The organism is Candidatus Latescibacter sp. IFSED24, assembly GCF_058273205.1.
This window is the reverse complement of sequence record NZ_CM177850.1, coordinates 14,235-33,638: the sequence shown is the minus strand read 5'-3', so window position 1 is coordinate 33,638 and position 19,404 is coordinate 14,235. Positions and strand designations below refer to the sequence as shown.

Annotated in this window: 14 protein-coding genes; 6 read left to right on the top strand and 8 right to left on the bottom strand. The window is 70.2% G+C overall.

What is annotated here, in order from left to right:
- The first annotated feature begins 6 nt into the window (after nucleotides 1-6).
- Nucleotides 7-957: a cation diffusion facilitator family transporter gene (locus tag IFSED24_RS00115; RefSeq protein ID WP_491333189.1), complete on the top strand. Its 951-nt coding sequence runs from the start codon at nucleotides 7-9 to the stop codon at nucleotides 955-957.
- Here IFSED24_RS00115 and IFSED24_RS00110 read toward each other — a convergent pair.
- Nucleotides 944-2,188 carry an MFS transporter gene (locus tag IFSED24_RS00110; protein ID WP_491333188.1) on the bottom strand — a complete coding sequence of 415 codons (1,245 nt, stop codon included), beginning with the start codon at nucleotides 2,186-2,188 and terminating at the stop codon, nucleotides 944-946. The two genes, IFSED24_RS00115 and IFSED24_RS00110, sit on opposite strands and share 14 nt — an antisense overlap.
- 125 nt (nucleotides 2,189-2,313) lie before the next feature.
- On the opposite strand from IFSED24_RS00110, the gene IFSED24_RS00105 reads away from it, so the two are divergent.
- The gene (locus IFSED24_RS00105) at nucleotides 2,314-4,236 is read left to right on the top strand and encodes a YgiQ family radical SAM protein (RefSeq protein ID WP_491333187.1); all 1,923 of its coding nucleotides are present in this window, start codon (nucleotides 2,314-2,316) and stop codon (nucleotides 4,234-4,236) included.
- Nucleotides 4,233-5,588, top strand: a complete 1,356-nt coding sequence (locus IFSED24_RS00100; RefSeq protein ID WP_491333186.1) for an RsmB/NOP family class I SAM-dependent RNA methyltransferase — start codon at nucleotides 4,233-4,235, stop codon at nucleotides 5,586-5,588. Before IFSED24_RS00105 ends, IFSED24_RS00100 begins: the two co-directional genes overlap by 4 nt.
- A 52-nt stretch (nucleotides 5,589-5,640) precedes the next feature.
- Here the strand turns inward: IFSED24_RS00100 and IFSED24_RS00095 are convergent, their stop codons facing one another.
- Together IFSED24_RS00095 and IFSED24_RS00090 are read right to left on the bottom strand one after the other, a co-directional pair.
- Nucleotides 5,641-7,335, bottom strand: a complete 1,695-nt coding sequence (locus IFSED24_RS00095; RefSeq protein ID WP_491333185.1) for an FAD-dependent oxidoreductase — start codon at nucleotides 7,333-7,335, stop codon at nucleotides 5,641-5,643.
- A gap of 154 nt (nucleotides 7,336-7,489) precedes the next feature.
- Nucleotides 7,490-7,969 carry a methionine-R-sulfoxide reductase gene (locus IFSED24_RS00090; RefSeq protein WP_491333184.1) on the bottom strand — a complete coding sequence of 160 codons (480 nt, stop codon included), beginning with the start codon at nucleotides 7,967-7,969 and terminating at the stop codon, nucleotides 7,490-7,492.
- A 169-nt stretch (nucleotides 7,970-8,138) separates the two neighbouring features.
- On the opposite strand from IFSED24_RS00090, the gene IFSED24_RS00085 reads away from it, so the two are divergent.
- Nucleotides 8,139-10,871 (top strand): protein kinase domain-containing protein, encoded by a 2,733-nt coding sequence (locus IFSED24_RS00085; RefSeq protein ID WP_491333183.1) that lies wholly within the window; start codon nucleotides 8,139-8,141, stop codon nucleotides 10,869-10,871.
- A 17-nt stretch (nucleotides 10,872-10,888) separates the two neighbouring features.
- On the opposite strand, the gene IFSED24_RS00080 is transcribed toward IFSED24_RS00085, so the two are convergent.
- The 5 genes from IFSED24_RS00080 to IFSED24_RS00060 form a co-directional block, all read right to left on the bottom strand.
- Nucleotides 10,889-11,467, bottom strand: coding sequence for a cysteine hydrolase family protein (locus tag IFSED24_RS00080; protein ID WP_491333182.1), 579 nt, complete (start codon nucleotides 11,465-11,467; stop codon nucleotides 10,889-10,891).
- 14 nt (nucleotides 11,468-11,481) lie between these two features.
- Nucleotides 11,482-12,081: a chalcone isomerase family protein gene (locus IFSED24_RS00075; protein WP_491333181.1), complete on the bottom strand. Its 600-nt coding sequence runs from the start codon at nucleotides 12,079-12,081 to the stop codon at nucleotides 11,482-11,484.
- 127 nt (nucleotides 12,082-12,208) lie between these two features.
- Complete coding sequence (locus IFSED24_RS00070; protein WP_491333180.1) at nucleotides 12,209-12,691, bottom strand: hypothetical protein; 483 nt, start codon at nucleotides 12,689-12,691, stop codon at nucleotides 12,209-12,211.
- 105 nt (nucleotides 12,692-12,796) lie between these two features.
- On the bottom strand, nucleotides 12,797-15,886 hold the full coding sequence (locus tag IFSED24_RS00065) for an efflux RND transporter permease subunit (protein ID WP_491333179.1): 3,090 nt from the start codon (nucleotides 15,884-15,886) through the stop codon (nucleotides 12,797-12,799).
- The gene (locus tag IFSED24_RS00060) at nucleotides 15,886-17,001 is read right to left on the bottom strand and encodes an efflux RND transporter periplasmic adaptor subunit (protein ID WP_491333178.1); all 1,116 of its coding nucleotides are present in this window, start codon (nucleotides 16,999-17,001) and stop codon (nucleotides 15,886-15,888) included. Before IFSED24_RS00060 ends, IFSED24_RS00065 begins: the two co-directional genes overlap by 1 nt.
- Before the next feature lie 163 nt (nucleotides 17,002-17,164).
- Between IFSED24_RS00060 and IFSED24_RS00055 the strand changes: the two genes are divergently transcribed.
- Both IFSED24_RS00055 and IFSED24_RS00050 read left to right on the top strand, forming a co-directional pair.
- Nucleotides 17,165-18,244 carry an alpha/beta hydrolase family protein gene (locus IFSED24_RS00055; protein ID WP_491333177.1) on the top strand — a complete coding sequence of 360 codons (1,080 nt, stop codon included), beginning with the start codon at nucleotides 17,165-17,167 and terminating at the stop codon, nucleotides 18,242-18,244.
- Nucleotides 18,245-18,293: 49 nt separating this feature from the next.
- Complete coding sequence (locus IFSED24_RS00050) at nucleotides 18,294-19,226, top strand: hypothetical protein (RefSeq protein ID WP_491333176.1); 933 nt, start codon at nucleotides 18,294-18,296, stop codon at nucleotides 19,224-19,226.
- Nucleotides 19,227-19,404: the final 178 nt, after the last annotated feature.

Genomic DNA, 19,404 nt, shown 5'->3' with positions numbered 1-19,404 from the left:
ACAACGATGAATGAGCCCCGCCAGCACGACGACAAGGGAATCCGCCGCGCTCTCGCCGCGGGCATCTTCGCCAACCTCGGCGTGGCCGTGGCCAAGTTCGCGGCGTTCCTCGCCACGCGGTCGGCCGCCATGCTCGCCGAGTCGGTGCACTCGGTGGCCGACAGCAGCAACCAGCTCCTGCTCTTGGTGGGTCTGATCCGCAGCAAGAAGGCCGCCGACCGGCTCCACCCGCTGGGCTACAACGTCGAGCGCTACTTCTGGAGCTTCGTGGTGGCGGTGAACATCTTCGTGCTGGGCGCGGTGGTGGCGATCTACGAGGGGGTCCACAAGATCCTCGACCCGCACCCGCCCACCGACCCGATCTGGAACTTCCTGGCGCTGGGACTGGCGGCGATCTTCGAGAGCGCCGCGCTGCGGGTGGCCTGGCGCGAGTTCCAGCACTTCCGGCGCGAGAATCCTGGCTCGCTCTGGCGCAACCTCCGCGACGCCAAGGATCTGGCCCTGCCCACGGTGCTGTTCGAGGACACCGCGGCGCTGCTCGGCCTGCTGCTGGCGGCGGTGGGTGTGGGACTGGCGGTGGTCACGCACAACGGCGTGTGGGACGGCGCCGCCTCCATCGCCATCGGGGTGGTGCTCCTGAGCGTGGCCTACTTTTTGGCCAGCGAGAGCCACAGCCTGCTCATCGGCGAGGGCGCCACGCGGAAGGACAATCAGATCATCCGTCGCGTGGTGCTGGCCGACAACGCGGTCGAGGCCATCGTCGAACTGGCGACGCTTCAGCGTGGCCCCCGGCGCATCATGGTACTCATGGACATCGACTTCGCAGACCAGCTCGACACCGCGGGTCTCGAGGCGACCATCGCCCGCCTGCGCACGGACATCCAGGCGGCGGTGCCCGCGGCCCGGGACATCTACCTCTCGGCCAGGCGGCGGCCCGACGCTGTCAAACCCGCTTGACGCGTCGCGCCAGCACCGCCGAGCTGAGCCCCGCGGAAAGAAAGAGCCCGGCCGCCGCCAGGAACACCTCGCGGTAGCCCAGGAAGGTCAGGATCAGGTAGCCCAGCACCGGCGCCAGCACGCCGCGCAGTCCCACCATGGCCACGTGGATCCCCTGGTAATGTCCGCCGCGGCCCGGCGGCGCGAAGGCGATGCTGCCCACGTTCCATGTGACGTTGACCCCCGCCATGCCCACCGAGTAGATGACGAAGGCGGCGTAGGCCGTCTGAGTGGCGGTCAGGCCCAGCAGGGTCGGGCCCAGCGCCAGGGTCAGCGGGAAGAGGGTCACCCAGCCGAAGGCCAGCGCGCACAGTCGCACCGGGTGGAGGCGGTCCATGAGCTGCCCCGCCAGCGGGCCCAGCAGCGCGATGCCCAGCGAGCCGATGAGGATGCGCGCGCGGGCGATGTCCTGGTAATCGAGGGCCAGCTCGCCGGTGAAGTACAGCGGCACCACCGGCACCAGCATGATGAACGCCACGCCGTAGATGGTGAAGTTGATCTGGTACCAGAGGTAGGCGCGGTCGCGGCGGAAGGTGTCGCGGGCGTCGAGGAACGGCTGCCAGAGCACCGCGGCGAGGGGCCGGGCCGCGGGCGGCGCCGGTGGACCCGTGGTGACCTCGCGCGGCGGCGCGACCGGCCGGGGCAGCCGCGACAGCACCAGAGGGTAGCCGAAGCCCAGCACGCCGAGGAGCGGGTAGATCCAGCGGAAGGCCAGGGGGTCGCGGTCCAGGAGCAGGCCCACGATGAGGCTGCACAGCGCCGCGGTCCCGTGCTGGACCAGGGTGCCGCGTCCGAAGACCTGGCCGCGGCGTTCGGCGGGGATGTTCTCCTGGAGGATGCTGTTCTGCGCCGGATAGACCAGCGCGATGAACAGGTAGACCACCGCGAGCATGGCCACGAACGCGCCGGGCGTGGTCACCAGCAGCGCCGACACCAGGATCCCGCGCCCCAGGAGGCCGCCCCAGAACAGCGCGCGCCGCCGCCCGCCCGAGGCCATGAGCTCGCCCCAGTAGAGGCCCATGACCATGCCCGAGGTCTCCATCATCACCGAGAGGGTGACGAGCCAGCCGGGCGCCGCCAGCGACTTGGCCAGCACGAAGGGGAAGAGGTACTGGCCCGTGGTCCAGATCCCCTGGAAGATGGTGCCGACGTAGTAGCGTCGGGTGGTGGTGCGTTCGAGGTCCGGTGTCATGGCCCGAAGATGGTCGACCTGCCAGAGCGGGGCAACCGCCGCGGGCCCGACATTGACAACCCCCGGCCTCAACCGCGAGATTTCAGGACCGGAAACCTCCACTCCCCCGAGCCCGAGGCCAGCCCATGTCTTCCCGGCCCGCGCCGACCGCCACGCCCGCACCCTTCCTGCCCATAAGCCGGCAGGAGATGGACGTGCTTGGCTGGGACCGGTGCGACGTCGTCCTGGTGACCGGCGACGCGTACGTGGACCACCCCGCGTTCGGCACCGCCATGATCGGCCGGCTGCTCGAGCGCCACGGCTGGCGCGTGGGGATCATCGCCCAGCCCGACTGGCAGGGCCCCGAGGCGTTCGCCGCCCTGGGAGTGCCCCGGCTGTTCTTCGGCGTCACCGGCGGCAACGTGGACTCGTTGATCGCCAACCTCTCGGCCAACAAGCAGCGGCGGCGCCAGGACGACTTCAGCCCCGGCGGCCGGCCCGGCCGGCGCCCCGACCGCGCCACCCTGGTCTACGCCAACCGCGTGCGCGAGGCCTGTCCCGGCGTGCCCGTGGTGCTGGGCGGCCTCGAGGCGAGCCTGCGGCGCCTGGCGCATTACGACTACTGGGACGACAAGGTGCGCCGCTCGCTGCTGCTCGACACACGCGCCGATCTCCTGGTCTATGGCATGGGCGAACAGCAGATTTTGACCGTCTGCGAACGGCTTGCCGCCGGCGAAGCCCTCGACGGCATCCCCGGCACGGTGACCGTGCGGCCCGCCGAAGAGGTCCCGCCGGATGCCGTCCGCCTGCCCTCTTTCGAGGAGGTGGCCGCCGACCGGGAGCGCTACGGGCAGGCGTTCCAGCTGGCCGACCAGGAGCTCAGTCCCACCGACGCCCACCCCCTGGTCCAGGCCCACGGCGACCGCGTGGTCGTGCAGTGGCCACCGGCGGCGCCGCTGCCCCGCGCCGAGCTCGACGCGCTCTACGAGCTGCCCTTCCGCCGCGCCTGGCACCCCAGCTACGACCAGCAGGGCGGCGTGCCCGCCCTCGAAACGGTCCGCACCTCCATCACCGCGCACCGCGGCTGCTGCGGCGACTGCTCGTTCTGCGCCATCACCTCGCATCAGGGCCGCATCGTGCAATCGCGCAGCGAGGCCTCGATCCTGGCCGAAACGCGCCGGATCGCCGCCGACCCCGATTTCAAGGGCACCATCACCGACATCGGCGGCCCCACCGCCAACCTCTACGGCGCGCGCTGCCGGCGGTGGGACCAGGGCCGCTTCTGCCGCGATCGCCACTGCCTGCTGCCCGAGCCCTGCCCGCATCTGAAGCTGGGCTACGACGCGGCGGTCCGGATCTACCGCAAGGCCGCCCGCGTGCCGGGGGTCAAGCACGTGTTCCTCGGCAGCGGCCTGCGCTTCGACCTGCTCGTCGACGACGCCGCCCGCCCCTACCTCGAACAGGTCGCCGCCCACCAGGTGAGCGGTTTGCTCAAGGTGGCGCCCGAGCACTGCGACGACCGCGTCCTCGAGCTCATGAACAAGCCGCGCTTCGCGGTCTACGAGGAGTTCCTCAAGCGCTTCCGCGAGGCCTCGCGCCGCGCTGGCAAGCAGCAGTACGTGGTCAACTACTTCATCGCCTCGCATCCGGGCAGCTCGCTGCGCGAGACCCTGAAGCTGGCGCTCTATCTGGCCAAGCGGCGCATCAAGCCCGAGCAGATCCAGGACTTCATCCCCTCGCCCATGACCCGCGCCACCTGCATGTACCACACCGGCCGCGACCCGCTCACGCGCAAGCGCGTCCACGTGCCGCGGACCCTCCACGAGCGCCGCATGCAGCGCGCGCTCCTGCAGTACGACCGTCCCGCCAACCGCAAGCTCCTCGAGGCGGCGCTCACCGAGCTGAACAGCCTGCACGTGCTGCCCAAGTTCCTGGCCGCCACGGCGCGCGCGCCGGCCGCCGGCGCCGGCTCCCGATCCACACCCCGCCCCGGAGGGAAGGCCAAGCCGCCGGCCCGTCGCCTCCCCAGGGGCCGGGGCAAACCACGCTCCCGCCGAGGACGGTCATGAGCCACCAGCGTCCCCAGGAATTGACCCAGCGCGAACAGGCCACGCTGCTGCCCGACCTCTTCGCGCTCTGGTCGCGCTACGTCGCCGACACCGCGCCGCCTTACCTCGACCGCTGGCTCGCGCGGGCGCTGTCGGCGCTCGATGGCCTGCCGCGCCAGAAGCGCCTCTGGCTCGGCGCCCGGCTCACCGACGGCGTGCGCTTCGCCTGGCTGGCACTACTCTGCCAGGAGGCCAGCGGCCAGGCGCCCTGGATCGCCCTGGACCACGTCCAGCAGGGCATCGACGATCCCCGCGAGGCGTGGCCGCGCCTGCAGGCCGTGCCGCCGGCCGACCTCTTCTTCTGGATCTTCCTGCGCCTGCGCGAACAGGCCGAGCACCCGCCGCGCCTCGACGAGCCCCGCCCGGGCGCGGTGAACGACTGGCACCGTATCCGCACCGGCCTGAACACCGACCCCGACCTGCTGGCGCGGCTGATCTGGCACGGTCTGCCGGCGTCGCTGGCGCCCTACCTCGACCGCCGCGCCACCGACTCCGCCTGGTCGCGCGAAGCGCGCCGCCTCTTCCTGGACCGCCAGGTCCTGCGGCCGCCGCTCTGGCTGAGGCTCGCCGACCCCGCCCAGGCCGCCCCGGTCCTCGCCGAACTACGCCAGGCAGGCTTCCGGGTCGACCGGACCGACGACGCGCTCGCCGTGCGGGGCGAACGCGGCATCCACACCCTCGACTGCGTGCGTCAGGGCAGGGTCGAGATCCAGGATCTGGCGAGCCAGGCCATCGGGCAGGCGGTGGCGGCGACGCCCGGGCAGTTCATCTGGGATTGCTGTGCCGGCGGCGGCGGCAAGAGCCTGCAGCTGGCGGCGGCCATGCGCGGCACCGGCGCGGTCTACGCCACCGACAAGAACGAGAAGGCGCTGGCCGACCTGCGCCAGCGCGCCAGACGTGCCGGCGCCACCAACGTGCGCGCCTATCCCTGGGATGGCACGGACTTGCCCGACTTCGGCAAGTCCGTGGCACGACGCGGCGGCTTCGACCAGGTCCTGGTGGATGCCCCCTGCTCGGGCAGCGGCACCTGGCGTCGCAATGCCGACGGCCGTCTGCGCAGCGTGGTCGGCAGCCTGGACGAATTGACCGCGACCCAGGCCAGCCTGCTGGCCGTGGCCGGCGGCGGCGTGAAACCGGGCGGCCGGTTGATCTACGCCACCTGCTCGTGGCTGGTGGAAGAGAACGAGGACGTGGTGGCCGACTTCCTGGCCGCGCACCCCGGGTTCGCCCTGGTGGCGCAGGCGATCCACGGCAACCCCAACCAGGATGCCGACACCACGTTCAGCGCGGTGCTGCAGCGCGCGGAAGCCTGACCGACCGCCGAGGAGGGTGGTGCCGCCGCGACGGCACCACCCCCCACTCCACTCAGACCATGATCTTCTCGTAAGGCCAGTTCAGCACCCCGCCGTCCATGACCAGGACCCGCTCCAGCCCCGCCTCCTTCAGGATCAGCGCGGCCTCGTAGCCGCGGAGGCTGATCTTGCAGAAGGTCACCACTTCCCGGTCGCGCGGCACCTCGGTGAGACGGTCGCGGAGCTGGCCCAGCGGGATGTTCACCGCGCCCGGCAGGCCTACCGCGGCCACCTCGTCGGGATTGCGGACATCGAGGAAGAAGAACTCCTCGCCGGCACGCTGCCGCTTCTGCACCTCGCCCGGCGCGATCCCGTCGAAGAGACCATCCAGCTTGTTGCGCGCCACGTTGCAGGCGGTGATCAGGTTGTCCATCGCCGGCGAGTAGGGCGGTGCGTACGTGAGGTCGGCATTGGCCAGCTGGTCCACCGTCATGCCCGTGGTCAGCGCCATGGCGGCCACGTCCACGCGACGGTCGGCCTCGCCCGGACCCACGGCCTGGGCGCCCAGCAGGCGGCGTGTGTTCCGCTCTACCACCAGCTTCAGCATCAGCGGCATGGACCCCGGCATGAAGTGCGGCCGGTCCGGGCCCGGCGCCAGCACGCTGATGACGTCGAACTGCCGGCGACGCGCCTCGATCTCGGTGAGGCCGGTCCGGGCCACGTTGAAGTCGAAGACCTTGCAGATGGCGCTGCCGGTCACCCCGGGGAAATGATCGGCCACGCCGCAGATGGCGTTGGCCACCACGCGGCCCATCTTGTTGGCGGTCGACCCCATGGGCGCGAAGGTCGGCCGTCCGGTGACCAGGTCGTGGGTCTCGACACAATCGCCCGCGGCATAGATGTCATGATCCCCGGTGCGCATCACCTCGTTGACCACGATGCCCCCGGTCTCGCCGATGGCCAGGCCCGCCTCGGCAGCCAGCCGCGCGTTGGGCCGCACGCCGCAGGCCAGGATCACCATGTCGGCCGGCACGATCTGGCCGTCGACGGTGTTGACGGCCGCCACCCGTCCGTCCTCGGCCTCGATGCTGTGGGCCTGCACTCCGGTGAGGATCCGCACGCCCTTGCTCTGCATGTGCTGCGCCACCAGCGCCGCCATCTCCGCGTCGATCAGGCCCAGGATCTGATCGGTCGCCTCGAGGATGGTCACCCGGCAGCCCTTGCTGACCAGCGCCTCGGTGACCTCGACCCCGATGAGGCCCCCGCCGATGATGACCGCATCCCGGGCCTGCTCGCCGGCCAGGACCTCGCGTACGCCCTCGGCGTCCTCCACGCCGTGGAGCTGGAAGACCTGGGGCAGGTCGCGGCCCGGCAACGGCCGCGGCACCACGGGCGTGCCGCCGGTGCAGAGCACGAGCTTGTCGTAGTCGAGCCAGCGTTCCTCGCCATCCTCGAGGTTGCGGACCAGCAGACGGTTCGCCCGGCGATCGATCCGCAGCCCCTCGTGATGGTTCAGGACCTCCAGACGCTTGCTCTGCCGGAAATAGTCGGGATCGCGCACCACGCCCAGGGGCGTGCACATGAGTTCGGCCTGGCTGCCCACCTGGCCCGAGATGTAGTAAGGCAGCCCGCAGCCGGCGTAGGAAACGAAGATGCCCTTCTCCACCACGGTGACCTGAGCGCTGGGTTCCAGCCGCATGATCCGTGCCGCGACCTTGGGTCCAGCGGCGACACCACCCACGATGACCACCCTCTTCGACACCGCCATGTCACACCTCCTCGATATCCTATAAATCACTGTCATTTCGCCAGATAGGCGACCTGAAGCAAACAACGTGTCTGGTAATTTGAAAAGCAATATCAAAATAATCCCACCACCCTGGAGGGAGGTGGTGGGATGGAGGCAAGTCGTGGGCAGGTGGCTACTTCGCGGCCTCGATCACCGGCGGCAATTCCTCGCCGTCGGCCACGAAGACCAGCGAGATGGAGTTGACGCAGTGCCGCGTGTCCTTGGTCGTGAACCCCTCGCCGCGGAACACGTGGCCCAGGTGGCCGCCGCAGTTGGCGCAGAGGATCTCGGTGCGCCGGCCGTCGGCGTCGACCTCGCGCCGCACCGCCCCGGCGATCTCGTCGTCGAAGCTGGGCCAGCCGCACCGGGCGTCGAACTTGTCGTCCGAGCGGTAGAGCGGCGCGTTGCAGCGCTTGCAGAGGTACTGGCCCGCCTGCCAGTGATGCTCGTACTCGCCGGAGAAGGGCCGTTCGGTGCCCTTGTGTTCGATCACGCGCGCCTCCTCGGCGGCCAGTTCGTTGTACTTCACGGGGGGCGCCTCCTGGGGCTGGGGACCGGCGCTGGCCACCACGGCCAGCAGGACGATCGAGCAGATGGGAACGAGGGTGCGCATCGGGTTGCCTCCTCACCAGGGTCGAGTCTCGGAGCTGAGTCGTCCAACACCATCTTTATCAGATTAGTTTCATCCTTCTTCAATCGCCCGCATGGCCGCCCATTGCCGTCCGAGCCGCCTGAGCCTAGAATGAGGACAATAATTTTCCTCTTTCAACGAAGGGTCCCTCATGCTCGGCGAGACCATCGGTCCCTACCACGTGGAATCCCTGCTCGGACGCGGCGGCATGGGCGAGGTCTACCGCGCTCGGGACAGCCGGCTAGAACGCGACGTCGCCCTGAAGATCCTGCCCGCCGACCTCTCCGGCAACCGCGACCGCCTCGGCCGTTTCGAGCGCGAGGCACGGCTCCTGGCGTCGCTCCAGCACCAGAACATCGCCAGCATCTACGGCATCGAGGAATGCGAGGGCCAGCCGGTGCTGGTCATGGAACTCGCCGAGGGCGAGGACCTCAGCCGGCGCCTGGAGGCCGGCCCGCTCGACGTGGACGAGGTCGAGCGGATCGCGCGGCAGCTCGCCCGCGGCCTGGAGTTCGCCCACGAGCGGGGCATCGTGCACCGCGACCTCAAGCCGGCCAACATCAAGGTGGGCCCCGACGGCCGGGTGAAGATCCTGGACTTCGGCCTGGCCCGCGCCTACACCGGCATCACCGAGGGGTCGGGTCTCGGGTCGAGTCCCGCCATGACCCAGGCCACCCGCCCCCAGGAGCTGACCATGGCGGGCACGGTGCTGGGTACCGCGGCCTACATGAGCCCCGAACAGGCCCGCGGCTACGAGGTCGACCGGCGCACCGACATCTGGGCCTTCGGGGTGATCCTCTTCGAGATGCTCACCGGCCGCCGGCTCTTCACCGGCGAGACCGGCTCGGACGTGCTGGCCGCGATCCTGCGCCAGGAGCCCGACTTCGCCGAGCTGCCCGCCGAGACGCCGCCGGTGCTGGTGCAGCTCATCCGCCGCTGCCTGCAGAAGGACCCGCAGCTACGGCTGCGCGACGTGGGCGAGGTGCGGATCGCGCTGGAGGACGGCTCGTCGTCGGTGCTGGCGGTGGGCTCCGGCTCGGGCATCGCGCCGGCTCCGCCGCCGCGGCCTTCCCGCCACCAGCCGCTGCCCTGGATCCTGGTGGCCGTACTGGCGGTATTGCTGGGCGGCGTGCTGACCATGGGCATGAGCGGCCACCTCGGCCCCCGACCGGCCCCGCCGCCGCTGGTGCGGGCCCAGATCCCGCTGCCGGAGAAGACCACCTTCCATCTCAACCCGGCGCGCCCGGGCCCCCCGGTCATCTCCCCCGACGGCCGCACCCTGGCCTATTCCGGGCTCGACTCCACCGGGCGGATCATGCTGTTCGTCCAGAACCTGGGCGAGACCGAGGCCCACGGCATCGCCGGGACCCAGGGCGCGGCCTACCCGTTCTGGGCGCCGAACAGCCGCGAGATCGCCTTCTTCGCCGACAACGACCTCAACCGCGTCGACATCGCCGGCGGGCCGGTGGTCCCCATCTGCCCGGCCGAGAACGGCAAGGGCGGCTCGTGGCACCGGAACGACATCATCCTCCTGGCGCCCACCCACGTCAGCCCGATCCTGCGGGTCGACGCCAGCGGCGGCGAGGCCATGCCCGTGACCTCGCTCGAGGCCGACTCGCTGGCGCGGTCGCATCGTTTCCCCTGCTGGCTCCCCGACGGCGAGCACTTCGTCTACCTCTCCTGGCGGCACGCCAACGCCGCGCGCGAGTCGGGCAACGAGACCGTGCTGCGCCTCGGCAGCCTCGACGGTTCGGTGGACCGCGAGCTGATGCCCTCGCAGACCAACGCCATCTACACCGAGGACCTCCTGCTGCACATCCACGAGGGCAACCTCATGAGCCGTCCGTTCTCCTGGGAATCGCTGGAGTTCACCGGCCCGCCGCGCCCCCTGCTGGGCGGCGTGCTGGCGCTGCAGTCGGCGCACGTGGGCGTGTTCTCGGCCACGGCGGCCGGCGTGCTGACCTACGTGGCCGGCGGGGGGGTCTTCGGCCTCTCGCAGCTGCTGTGGCTCGATCCCGACGGCCAGGAGCTCGGCAAACTGGGCAGCACGGTCATCAGCCCCCAGGGCATGAGCGTCTCCCCCACCGGCTCGCGCGTGGCCGTCTCCCAGGCCGACGAACGCGCGGGCACCTTCGACATCTGGACCTACGAACCCGACCGCGACGTGGGCGCGCGCTTCACCTTCGAGGCCGAGTCCGAGATGACCCCGATCTGGTCGGCCGACGGCCGCTGGATCACCTACTCGGCCTCCTCGCCCAACTCGGCGGGCGCCATCTTCCACAAGCAGGCCAGCGGCGCCGGCCGGGCCGAGATCCTGGTGGAGCGCAGGAACGGCTGCTTCCCCTCGTCCTGGTCCTTCGACGACCGCCAGCTCCTGTTCACCACCAGCGACGACTCGGGCGATTTCGACATCTGGGTGTACGACCGCGACGGTCCCGACTCGATCCAGGTCTTCCGCGACACGCCCTTCAACGAGGGGCAGGCGGTGTTCTCGCCCGACGGCGCGTGGCTGGCCTATGTCTCCGACGAGACCGGTGAGATCGAAGTCTTCGTCGAGTCGCTGACCGCCGGCGGCGGCCGCTACCGGATCTCCAGCGCCACCGGGTCGCATCCCACCTGGGCACCGGACGCCGAACGGATCTACTACCTCGATTCCACCGGCAATCTCCTGGCCACCCGGCTCACGGCGGTGGGGACCAGTCTGGTCATCGGCGAGACCGCGACCATCACCAGCGGCCTGGAGGTGGACCTGCAACGGACCTTCGACGTGGACCCGGCCACGGGCAACCTGCTCCTGCAGCGCCCGCTCCAGGATCGGGTGAGCGATCGGCTGCAACTGGTCACCGGCTGGCAGAACCTGCTGGCCGCCACCAACGGTCGCTAAAGGCTCTCAGGCCGTGGTCAAGGCGCGAGGAACGTCGCCGTATCGGTGACCTCTGCGTACGCCCGCAGGGTGGCCAGGGTGGAAGCGTGCACGTCGGCCGCCGTCACGGTACGTCCGTTCTCGGTGAGGTCGCGCGTGGCACAGGCGTCGCCCACCACCACGCACGCGAAGCCCAGATCGGCGGCGGCCCGCACCGCAGCCTCCAGGCACATGTGGGTCTGCATCCCCGCCAGCACCAGCCGCGTTACACCGGCTTCTTGCAGGACCAAGAGCAGCTCGGTGTCGCGGAATGCGTTCACCTGGCGCTTGGTGATCACTGTCTCACCGGCGCGCGGGGCCACCTCCGCATGGATCGCCATGCCGGACTGCGCCTGGTGGCAGACGTGGACCACGAGATCGCCCTGCTCGCGAAAGCGGGCGAGCAGCCGCGCGGCGTTGCCGCTGGCCAGCTCGGGGTCGACCAGCGGCAGCGATCCGTCGGCGAAGTAGAAATCCTGCACGTCGATGATCACCAGCGCGGTGACCGGAGTCGTCTCGGCGCCGGCCGCCAAGGTCAGCGCCAGGGCGACTCCCAGGCAAATCCAGAACCTGAGCATGCTCCCTCCCGTGATCAGAGCGCCGCCAGCAGCGCCTTCTTGAGCCCGCCGTCAGCCGGCTTCTCGCCGAACCACACCGTCCAGAGCGCCTCCATGAAGGCGGTGCCGGCGATGGTCCCCTTGACCTCGCCGTTGAGCGTGGTGGTGACACCCATCGTGGGCGCGTAGTCGAAGACGATGCGGTCGCCCTCCTGGGCGTCGCGATCGAAGTAGGCCATGAAGGTCTCGAGCTCGGCGGCGAAGGGCGCGGTGTCATCGTAGTTCTTGTCGATGACGTTCTTGAACGAGTCCACCAGCTTCTCGCGGCTGAACCCGCGGCGCAGGTCCATCTGGATGCGCTTGGGCACGTCGAGGGCCCGCAGCTGCGCGCCGGGATCGTCGCCCAGAGCGGCACCCGCCTGCACGTAGGAGACGATGGTGTAGACATCGACCTTCATGATGGTCTTCTCGCGCAGCCCCACGCCGGTGGCCGTGAGCGCCGCCTCCTGGCCGCCCAGATCCACGCTCAGCTGGTCCGGATACTCGGTCTCGGTCTTGGGCTCGACCACGGCGCCGGCCACCAGGGGCAAGAGGAGCAGACAGGCAGCGACGAGCGCGACGGCGTTTCTCTTCATGGCGAAACTCCCGGGACGGGGTCCTCACGGCATGGTGGTTCGATGCCGCTGCGCCGATCCTACAAGCAGGAACGGGCCGGGACAACCGTTAGCCGTCCCGGCCCGCAAGTCGCTCGTCCGCAGCCGTCTAGAGCGCCGGCCGCTCGTCGATGGGAGTATCGACCCCGATGCGCGCCTCGGTGAGCTGGTCGAAATGCCGCTGCTCCTCGGCGGCCAGCTCCTCGCAGAACTCGCGCAGCTCGCCGTCTTCGACCCGCTGGCCCAGCGCCAGGTAGTTGTCGCGCGCCTGGGCTTCCATCTGGATGGCGAAGTCGATCACCGGCCGCAGGTCGGCGTCCTCGAGCAGCTTGACCTCCTCGGCGCCGAGCGTCTTCTCGGTGTCGGTCTCGAGATCGGCTAGGAACGCCTCGGCGTCCACGCCGTCGCGCCGCATGAGCTCGCCGAAGTTGTCGACGAGCCGCCGGGCGTGCTGGTCCTCCATCTCCACCAGCTCCATGAAGACCATCTGGGCTTCCCCGTCGCTGGCCAGCTCGCCGGCCTTGCCGTAGAAGACCTTGGCCTTCACCTCGTTCTCGATGGCGATCTTGATGATGTCGACGATGGACTCCATGGTCGGACCTTTCGCGATTTCGTTCCTGGGTGCGCCGGCCGTGGTCTCCACACCGGCGTGATCGTACGCCGGGGAAGATAACCAATTCCCCGCCATCTGCACAGGTCAGCGGTCGCCGCCGGCCTGGACCCGCGAGGGCACCAGCGCATAGGCCGCCGGGATCACCACCAGGGTCAGCAGGGTCGACAGCAGCAGGCCGCCCGCCACGGTGATCGCCAGCGGCGAACGCAGTTCGCTGCCCTGACCGAAGCTGAGCGCCATGGGCAAGAGACCGAGCACGGTGGTCGCCGTGGTCATGAGGATCGGGCGCAGGCGCGCGTGGCCGGCGCGGATCACCGCCTCGCGCTTCGGCAGGCCGCCGCGGCGATAGCGGTTGATGGTGTCGATGAGCACGATGGCGTTGTTGACCACGATGCCCACCAGCATCACCGCCCCGATGAGCACGATCACCGTCACGGTGGTGCCGGTCGCCACCAGCGCGACCACCACGCCCACCAGCGCCAGCGGGATGGTGAAGAGCACGATGAACGGATGCAGGAAGCTCTCGAAGGTGGCGGCCATGACCAGGTAGACCAGGAACACGGCCAGGGTCAACGCGAAGCGGAGGCTGCGGAAGCTCACCTCCATCTCCTCGTTCTGGCCGCCCAGCTCCACGGTGATGCCGTCGGGAGGCGGCGTGTCGGCCAGCGCGGCGCGCACGTCGGCCACCGCGCCGCCCAGGCTGCGGCCCTCGAGGTTGGCGCCCACCACGGCGGCGCGCTGCTGCTGCAGGCGGTGGACCTCGGCGGGACCGCGGTCGAGCCGCGCGTCGGCCACGCTGACCAGGCGCAGGGGTGCGCCGTCGGGGCCGGGCACCACCAGCGCGCGCACGTCCTCGAGGCTGCGGCGATCGGCCTCGCGATTGCGCACGCGGATGTCGATCTGCCGGTCCTGCTCCTTGAAACGGGTGGGCACCGCGCCCTGGACCCGGTCCTGCAGCGCCTGCGAGAGCGACGCCATATCCAGGCCCAGCGAGGCCAGGCGGTCGCGGTCGAAGATCACCTGGAGCTCGGGATTGCCGGCCTCGAGACTCGAGCGCACGTCGACCAGGCCGGGCACGCGTTCGAGGCGCCTGGCCACGTCGAGCGAGTATTCGCGCAGGAGCTCGAGGTCCTCGCCGAAGAGCTGGACCTCCACCGGCGTCTTGAGCGTGAAGTAGGCGGGACGGCCGAACTCGATCTCGAGGTCGGGGATGGAGGCGTAAGCACGGCGGAGCTCCTCGCTCACAGCCAGCTCGAGCGCCGGGTCGGTCCGGTCGGTCAGGACCACGTTGAGCTGGCCCAGGTTCTCGGCCCGCGTGTTGGTGGTCACGCCGCCGGCCCCCGAGCGGCTACCCACGGTGGCGTAGTCGAGCGCGACCCCCTCGGTCTGCGAGGCGGTGGCCTCCATGCGCTGCAGCACGCGATCGGTGGCGGCGAGGCTGGTGCCCTCGGGCAAGAGGACCTCGAAGAAGAACTCGCCCTCGCTCAACTCGGGGATCAGTTCCACGCCCAGGCCGCCGGCGCCCCAGACGCTGACGGCGAAGAGGCCCGCCGCCACCAGCAGGGTCAGCACGCGGCGGTGGACGGCGCTCTCGAGCAGGTGGTCGTAGAGCCGGCTCATGGCCCCCAGCGTGAAGAGGCCGCGTCGGTCCCCGGCGGTCAGGGCCTCGTCGTCGGCGGGTTCGGCGGCGCTCTGGCGATCCTCGCGGCCACCGCCCAGCGCGCTGAGCATGGGAATGAGCGACACCGCCACCAGCAGCGAGGCCAGGAGCGAGAAGGTGACCGTGAGCGCCTGGTCGCGGAAGAGCTGGCCGGCGATGCCCTCGACGAAGACGATGGGCAGGAACACGGCCACCGTGGTCAGCGTCGAGGCGGTCACCGCAGCGCCCACTTCGCTGGCGCCCTCCACCGCGGCGCGCGCCAGCGAGAGGCCTTGCTGACGTCGCCGGGCCACGGCCTCCAGCACCACGATGGAGTTGTCCACGAGCATGCCGATGCCCAGGGTCAGGCCGCCGAGCGACATGAGGTTCAGCGAGATGTCGAGCTGGTAGAGCAGGATGAAGGTGGCCACAACCGACAGCGGGATCGACAGCGCGATGATCAACGTCGAGCGCACGTGGCGCAGGAACAGGAAGAGCACGATCACCGCGAGCAGACCGCCCAGCAGCGCGGCGTTGCGCACCTCCGCGATGGCCTGGGCGATGAAGACCGACTGGTCGAAGAGCACGTCCAGGCTCATGCCCTCGGGCAGCTTGCCCTGGCGCCAGGTCTCGAGGCGGCGGTGCAGGTCGCGCGCCACGGCCACGGTGTTGGCGTCGCCCTCGCGGTAGATGGCGATCTCCACCGACTCGCGACCGTCGACGCGGGTGATCTCCTCGCGCTCCTTGGCGCCCCAGTAGACCTCGGCCACGTCGCGCACGCGCACCGCGCGGCCATCCTGGTGGTTGACCACGATGTCGGCGATCTCGTCCACGTCCTGATACTCGTTGATGGTGCGCACCAGGAATTGCTCGTCGCGGCCGCGGAGCGCGCCGCCGGGCAGGTTCAGGTTGCCCGCGCCCACGGCGTCGCGCACCTGGCTGAGGGGGATGCCGAGCGCCGCCAGCCGCCCCTGGTCCACCGCCACCTCGATCTCCTCCTCTAGGCCGCCCTTGATCTGGGCCGAGGCGACACCGGGCACGGTCTCCAGGTCGGGCTTGAGCTGGCGGTCGGCGATGCGGCGCAGGACGGTGAGGTCCTCGTCGCCCGAGAAGGCCAGGCGCACGATGGGGTCGAGGCTCGGGTCGTATCGCAGGACCAGCGGATCCAGCGCGCCGTCGGGCAGCAGCAGGCGGTCGAGCTTCTCGCGCACCTCGAGCGAGAGCATGCCCATGTCGCTGCCCCAGTCGAATTCCAGGGTCACCTCGGACATGCCGGCGCGGCTCACCGAGTGGATGGTGGTCAGTCCGCGCAGCACGCCCACCACTTCCTCGATGGGCCGCGTGACGAGGTTCTCCACTTCCTGGGGTGCGGTGTCGGGGAACTCGGTCTGGATCACCAGCGAGGGGTAGCTGATGTCGGGCAGCAACTCGATGGAGAGGCGCTCGAGGGCGACCCAGCCGAAGGCCACCACGGCGATGGCCGCCATGGTCACCGAGACGGGCCGGCGGACCGAGAGGTCGATGATCGCGCGCATCAGGCGTCCTGCCCCTGGCCGCGATGGTCGACCGTCGCCTCGGCGCCCGGCCCCTCGAGGATCTTGAGCGGCTGCCCCGGCTTGAGCGAACGCTGCCCCTTGACCACCACCCGCTCTCCGGCGGTGACGCCGTCGAGGATCTGGGCATGGTCGCGGTCGGTGAAGCCCACCTCCACCACGCGACGCGCGGCGATGGTCCCCTCGTCCTCCGCCACCACGTAGACCACGCTCTCGCCCTTCTCGGAGACCACCGCGGTGCGCGGCACCAGCACCGCCTCGGGACGCAGTTCGGTGACGATGCGCACCTCGGCGAAGTCGCCGGGCCGGGTGTCTGCGGGATGGTCGGGTACCTCCACGGTCACCTTGATGGTGCCGCTGGCGGGGTCGATGATCGGGCTGATGAGCGTGATGCGGCCCTGGAGGCGATCGCGCGAGCTGTCGAGCACCAGCTCCACGGTCTGGTCCAGGGCGAGTTCGCGGAACTCGCGGCTGGGCACGTGGACCCGGGCCAGGAGGGGGTCCACGTCGACCACCGTGTAGAGCGGCGTGCCCACGCTGACGTTCTGGCCGGCGTCGACCAGCCGCTGGGTCACCACGCCGGCGAAGGGAGCGGTGACGGTGGTGTAGGAGAGGTCGAGGCGCGCCAGGCCCTCGTCGGCCTGCGCGCTGGCCAGGTCGGCGCGGGCGGTCTCGTATTCCGCCTCGGTGGCGAGTTCCTCCTGGCGCATCTCCTGGATGCGGTCGAACGCCGCGGCGAGTTGCTGGGTCCTGGACTCGGCCTGCTCGAGCCGATAGCGGTACTGGTCGTTCTCGATGCGCAGCAGCAGCCCGCCGGCGGGCACGCGGTCGCCCTCCTCGGCCACGATCTCGCGGACCAGACCCTCGGCGCGCGCCAGCACCTCGGCCTCCTTCTCGGCCTCGAGGCTGGCGGTGGCGCGGTAGTAGCTGGCGATGGATCCGACCTCGGCTACGGCCACGGCCACGGGCGCCGGGGGCAGCTGGGGACGGCCCTGGGGGCCGGGTCCCTGGGCTTGGGCGGTCTCGCCGCCGCCGTCCTGGCAGCCGGTCGCCAGGATCAGGAGCATGAGCAGGGCCAGGGTGGTCGTGAGCCGCATGGGTCGCCTCTCGCTGCGTACGGGTGTCATGGGAGCCGGGGGGCCAGCGCCAAGGATATCGTCTACGGAGGAAGCTCGCCAAGGTTCTCTGCAGTGTGGATCGCCGGGGCCGCCTCCGCTATGCTCCCCAGGCAGAACACCAACACGCCCCGGAGGTCCCGTCATGATCCGCTCCGCCGTCGTCGTCTTGCTGCTGCTGGCAGCCGTCCCGCCCGCCGTCGCCCAGGAGACCATCACCCTCCAGGACCTTTCCGACCAGCTCACCGGCGTCCAGGGCACTCTCGAGTCGCGTGGCCATGATCTCGACGTCCTGCAGAAGAAGATCGACGACGTCCTCTGGTTCGAGCGGGTGGGCGACGTGGCCGCCATCGACAAGGTCCGCCTCTGGGGCCCGCCGCGCTGGAAGGAAGCGAGCGAGACCGCCATCGGCGCCGGCCAGCCGCTCAAGTTCTGGGCCTACGTGTTCATCCCCCACCGGCTCGACCGTTCGCGCCAGGCGCCCCTGCTGGTCTTCCCCCACGGCGGTGTCCATGGCGACTTCACCACCTACTACACCCACATCGTGCGCGAACTGGTCGCCCAGGGCTACGTGATCGTGGCTCCCGAGTACCGCGGCTCCACCGGCTACGGCCGCGGCTTCTACGAGAACATCGACTACGGCGGGCGCGAGACCGAGGACGCCCACGCCTGCCGCCGGTACATGCTCGAGAATTACGACTTCATCGACGCCGACCGCGTGGGCATGATCGGCTGGTCCCACGGCGGCCTCATCGGACTGATGAACGTCTTCCGCCACCCCGAAGACTACGCCTGCTGCTACGCCGGCGTGCCCGTCTCCGACCTCATCGCCCGCCTCGGCTACCTGGGCGAGGACTACGCCGCGCTCTACTCGGCGGAATACCACATCGGCCAGACCATCGAGGAGAACATCGAGGAGTACAAGCGCCGCTCACCGGCCTGGAACGCCGAGAAGCTCGAGACCCCGCTGCTGATCTTCACCAACCGGGGCGACGAGGACGTGAACGTCCTGGAGGTCGAGCACCTGATCAAATCGCTCAAGGCCGAGGGCAAGGACTTCGAGTACGAGATCTTCGACATCGCCGGTGGCCACAGCTTCGATCGGCTGGACACGCGCGAGGCCCAGACCATCCGCCTGCGGATCTACCGCTTCCTGGCGCGGTATCTGAAGCCCGCCGGCCCGTTCGAGAACGTCACGGAGCTGCATGCCGCGGGGTACCGATGAACCGTACCGACGGGCGGCGGCGGCCCTTCGTGTTACCTTGGTCGCCATCATGAGGAAACCACCGAGACCCCGTCCGCCCCACCTGCTGGCCGCCGCGCTCATCGTGCTGCTGGTGCCCCTGTTCGTGGGCATCCCCATCGAGCTGCGCAAGAACGTGCTCATCGACTCGCTGGGCGACCGTTACCACACGGTCCTGTTCCTGACCCTCACGCTCCTGCTCCACCGCTGGGGCCCCCTGGCCGGGAAGCTCTGGCGCGTGATCGCGGTCCTGCTCGCCCTCGGCCTCGCCACCGAGGGGCTGCAGATCCTCGCCGACCGCTCGTTCGCGCTCTTCGACTGGTACCAGGACGCCCAGGGGGTGGCCCTTGGCGCCTGCCTCGTCCTGGCCCGCCGCCCCCGCCTGCGCTGGCCCGCCATCCTGGCCGCCATCGCCCTGGTGGCGGCGGTGGTCTGGCCGCTCCGCCAGTTGCCGCGCCTCGCCCACGAGGTCGAACTCCAGCACGGCGAGTTCCCCGTGCTGGCCGATTTCGAGCGCCCCGGATCGCTGATCCTCTGGCGCGAGCACAAGGGCGGCCTGCTCTCCCTGGTGACGGTGTCCACCGGCAGCCAGGTGCTGCAGATCGACCACGACGGCAAGGGCGAGGACCCGGGCGCCATGAGCCGTCGCCTGCCCTACGACTGGCGGGGTTACGACCGGCTCCGCTTCGAATGCCGCCTGGTGCCGCCCGCACCCGCCGAGCTCCGCCTCGGCGTATGGATCGAGGACCGGGCCGGCCGGTACGCCCGGGACTACACCATCAAGCTCTTCACCGTCGACCACGCCTGGCAGACCATCGAGCTCGACCTGGCCACGCTGGCCACCCACCGCGATCCCCGCCCCCTCGCCCGCCAGGAGATCCTGGGCCTCGCCATCTACCTCCGCCGCCCCGACGGTCCGGCCGCGTTCCAGATCGACAACGTCCGCCTGGTCCCCGAAGGTTGACGGATCCGCCCGCTCCTGTTAATGTCCCCCTGTTCCTTTAAGCGCGGCCCGTGAGCCCGGAAGGAAGAACGTGACCGATCCGCGACGCGCACCGACAACCACCCCACGCATCGCCACGATGCGACGGGGTCTTTTTTTGCCCGACAGCACCCTTTAATTGGCGACAGCGAGCGCCAGA

Coding starts and splice junctions, on each gene's coding strand:
- IFSED24_RS00100 (WP_491333186.1), top strand. CDS start 4,233: ATGAGCCACCAGCGTCCCCAGGAATTGACCCAGCGCGAACAGGCCACG.
- IFSED24_RS00085 (WP_491333183.1), top strand. CDS start 8,139: ATGCTCGGCGAGACCATCGGTCCCTACCACGTGGAATCCCTGCTCGGA.
- IFSED24_RS00105 (WP_491333187.1), top strand. CDS start 2,314: ATGTCTTCCCGGCCCGCGCCGACCGCCACGCCCGCACCCTTCCTGCCC.
- IFSED24_RS00075 (WP_491333181.1), bottom strand. CDS start 12,081: ATGAAGAGAAACGCCGTCGCGCTCGTCGCTGCCTGTCTGCTCCTCTTG.
- IFSED24_RS00070 (WP_491333180.1), bottom strand. CDS start 12,691: ATGGAGTCCATCGTCGACATCATCAAGATCGCCATCGAGAACGAGGTG.
- IFSED24_RS00090 (WP_491333184.1), bottom strand. CDS start 7,969: ATGCGCACCCTCGTTCCCATCTGCTCGATCGTCCTGCTGGCCGTGGTG.
- IFSED24_RS00115 (WP_491333189.1), top strand. CDS start 7: ATGAATGAGCCCCGCCAGCACGACGACAAGGGAATCCGCCGCGCTCTC.
- IFSED24_RS00080 (WP_491333182.1), bottom strand. CDS start 11,467: ATGCTCAGGTTCTGGATTTGCCTGGGAGTCGCCCTGGCGCTGACCTTG.
- IFSED24_RS00065 (WP_491333179.1), bottom strand. CDS start 15,886: ATGCGCGCGATCATCGACCTCTCGGTCCGCCGGCCCGTCTCGGTGACC.
- IFSED24_RS00060 (WP_491333178.1), bottom strand. CDS start 17,001: ATGCGGCTCACGACCACCCTGGCCCTGCTCATGCTCCTGATCCTGGCG.
- IFSED24_RS00110 (WP_491333188.1), bottom strand. CDS start 2,188: ATGACACCGGACCTCGAACGCACCACCACCCGACGCTACTACGTCGGC.
- IFSED24_RS00055 (WP_491333177.1), top strand. CDS start 17,165: ATGATCCGCTCCGCCGTCGTCGTCTTGCTGCTGCTGGCAGCCGTCCCG.
- IFSED24_RS00050 (WP_491333176.1), top strand. CDS start 18,294: ATGAGGAAACCACCGAGACCCCGTCCGCCCCACCTGCTGGCCGCCGCG.
- IFSED24_RS00095 (WP_491333185.1), bottom strand. CDS start 7,335: ATGGCGGTGTCGAAGAGGGTGGTCATCGTGGGTGGTGTCGCCGCTGGA.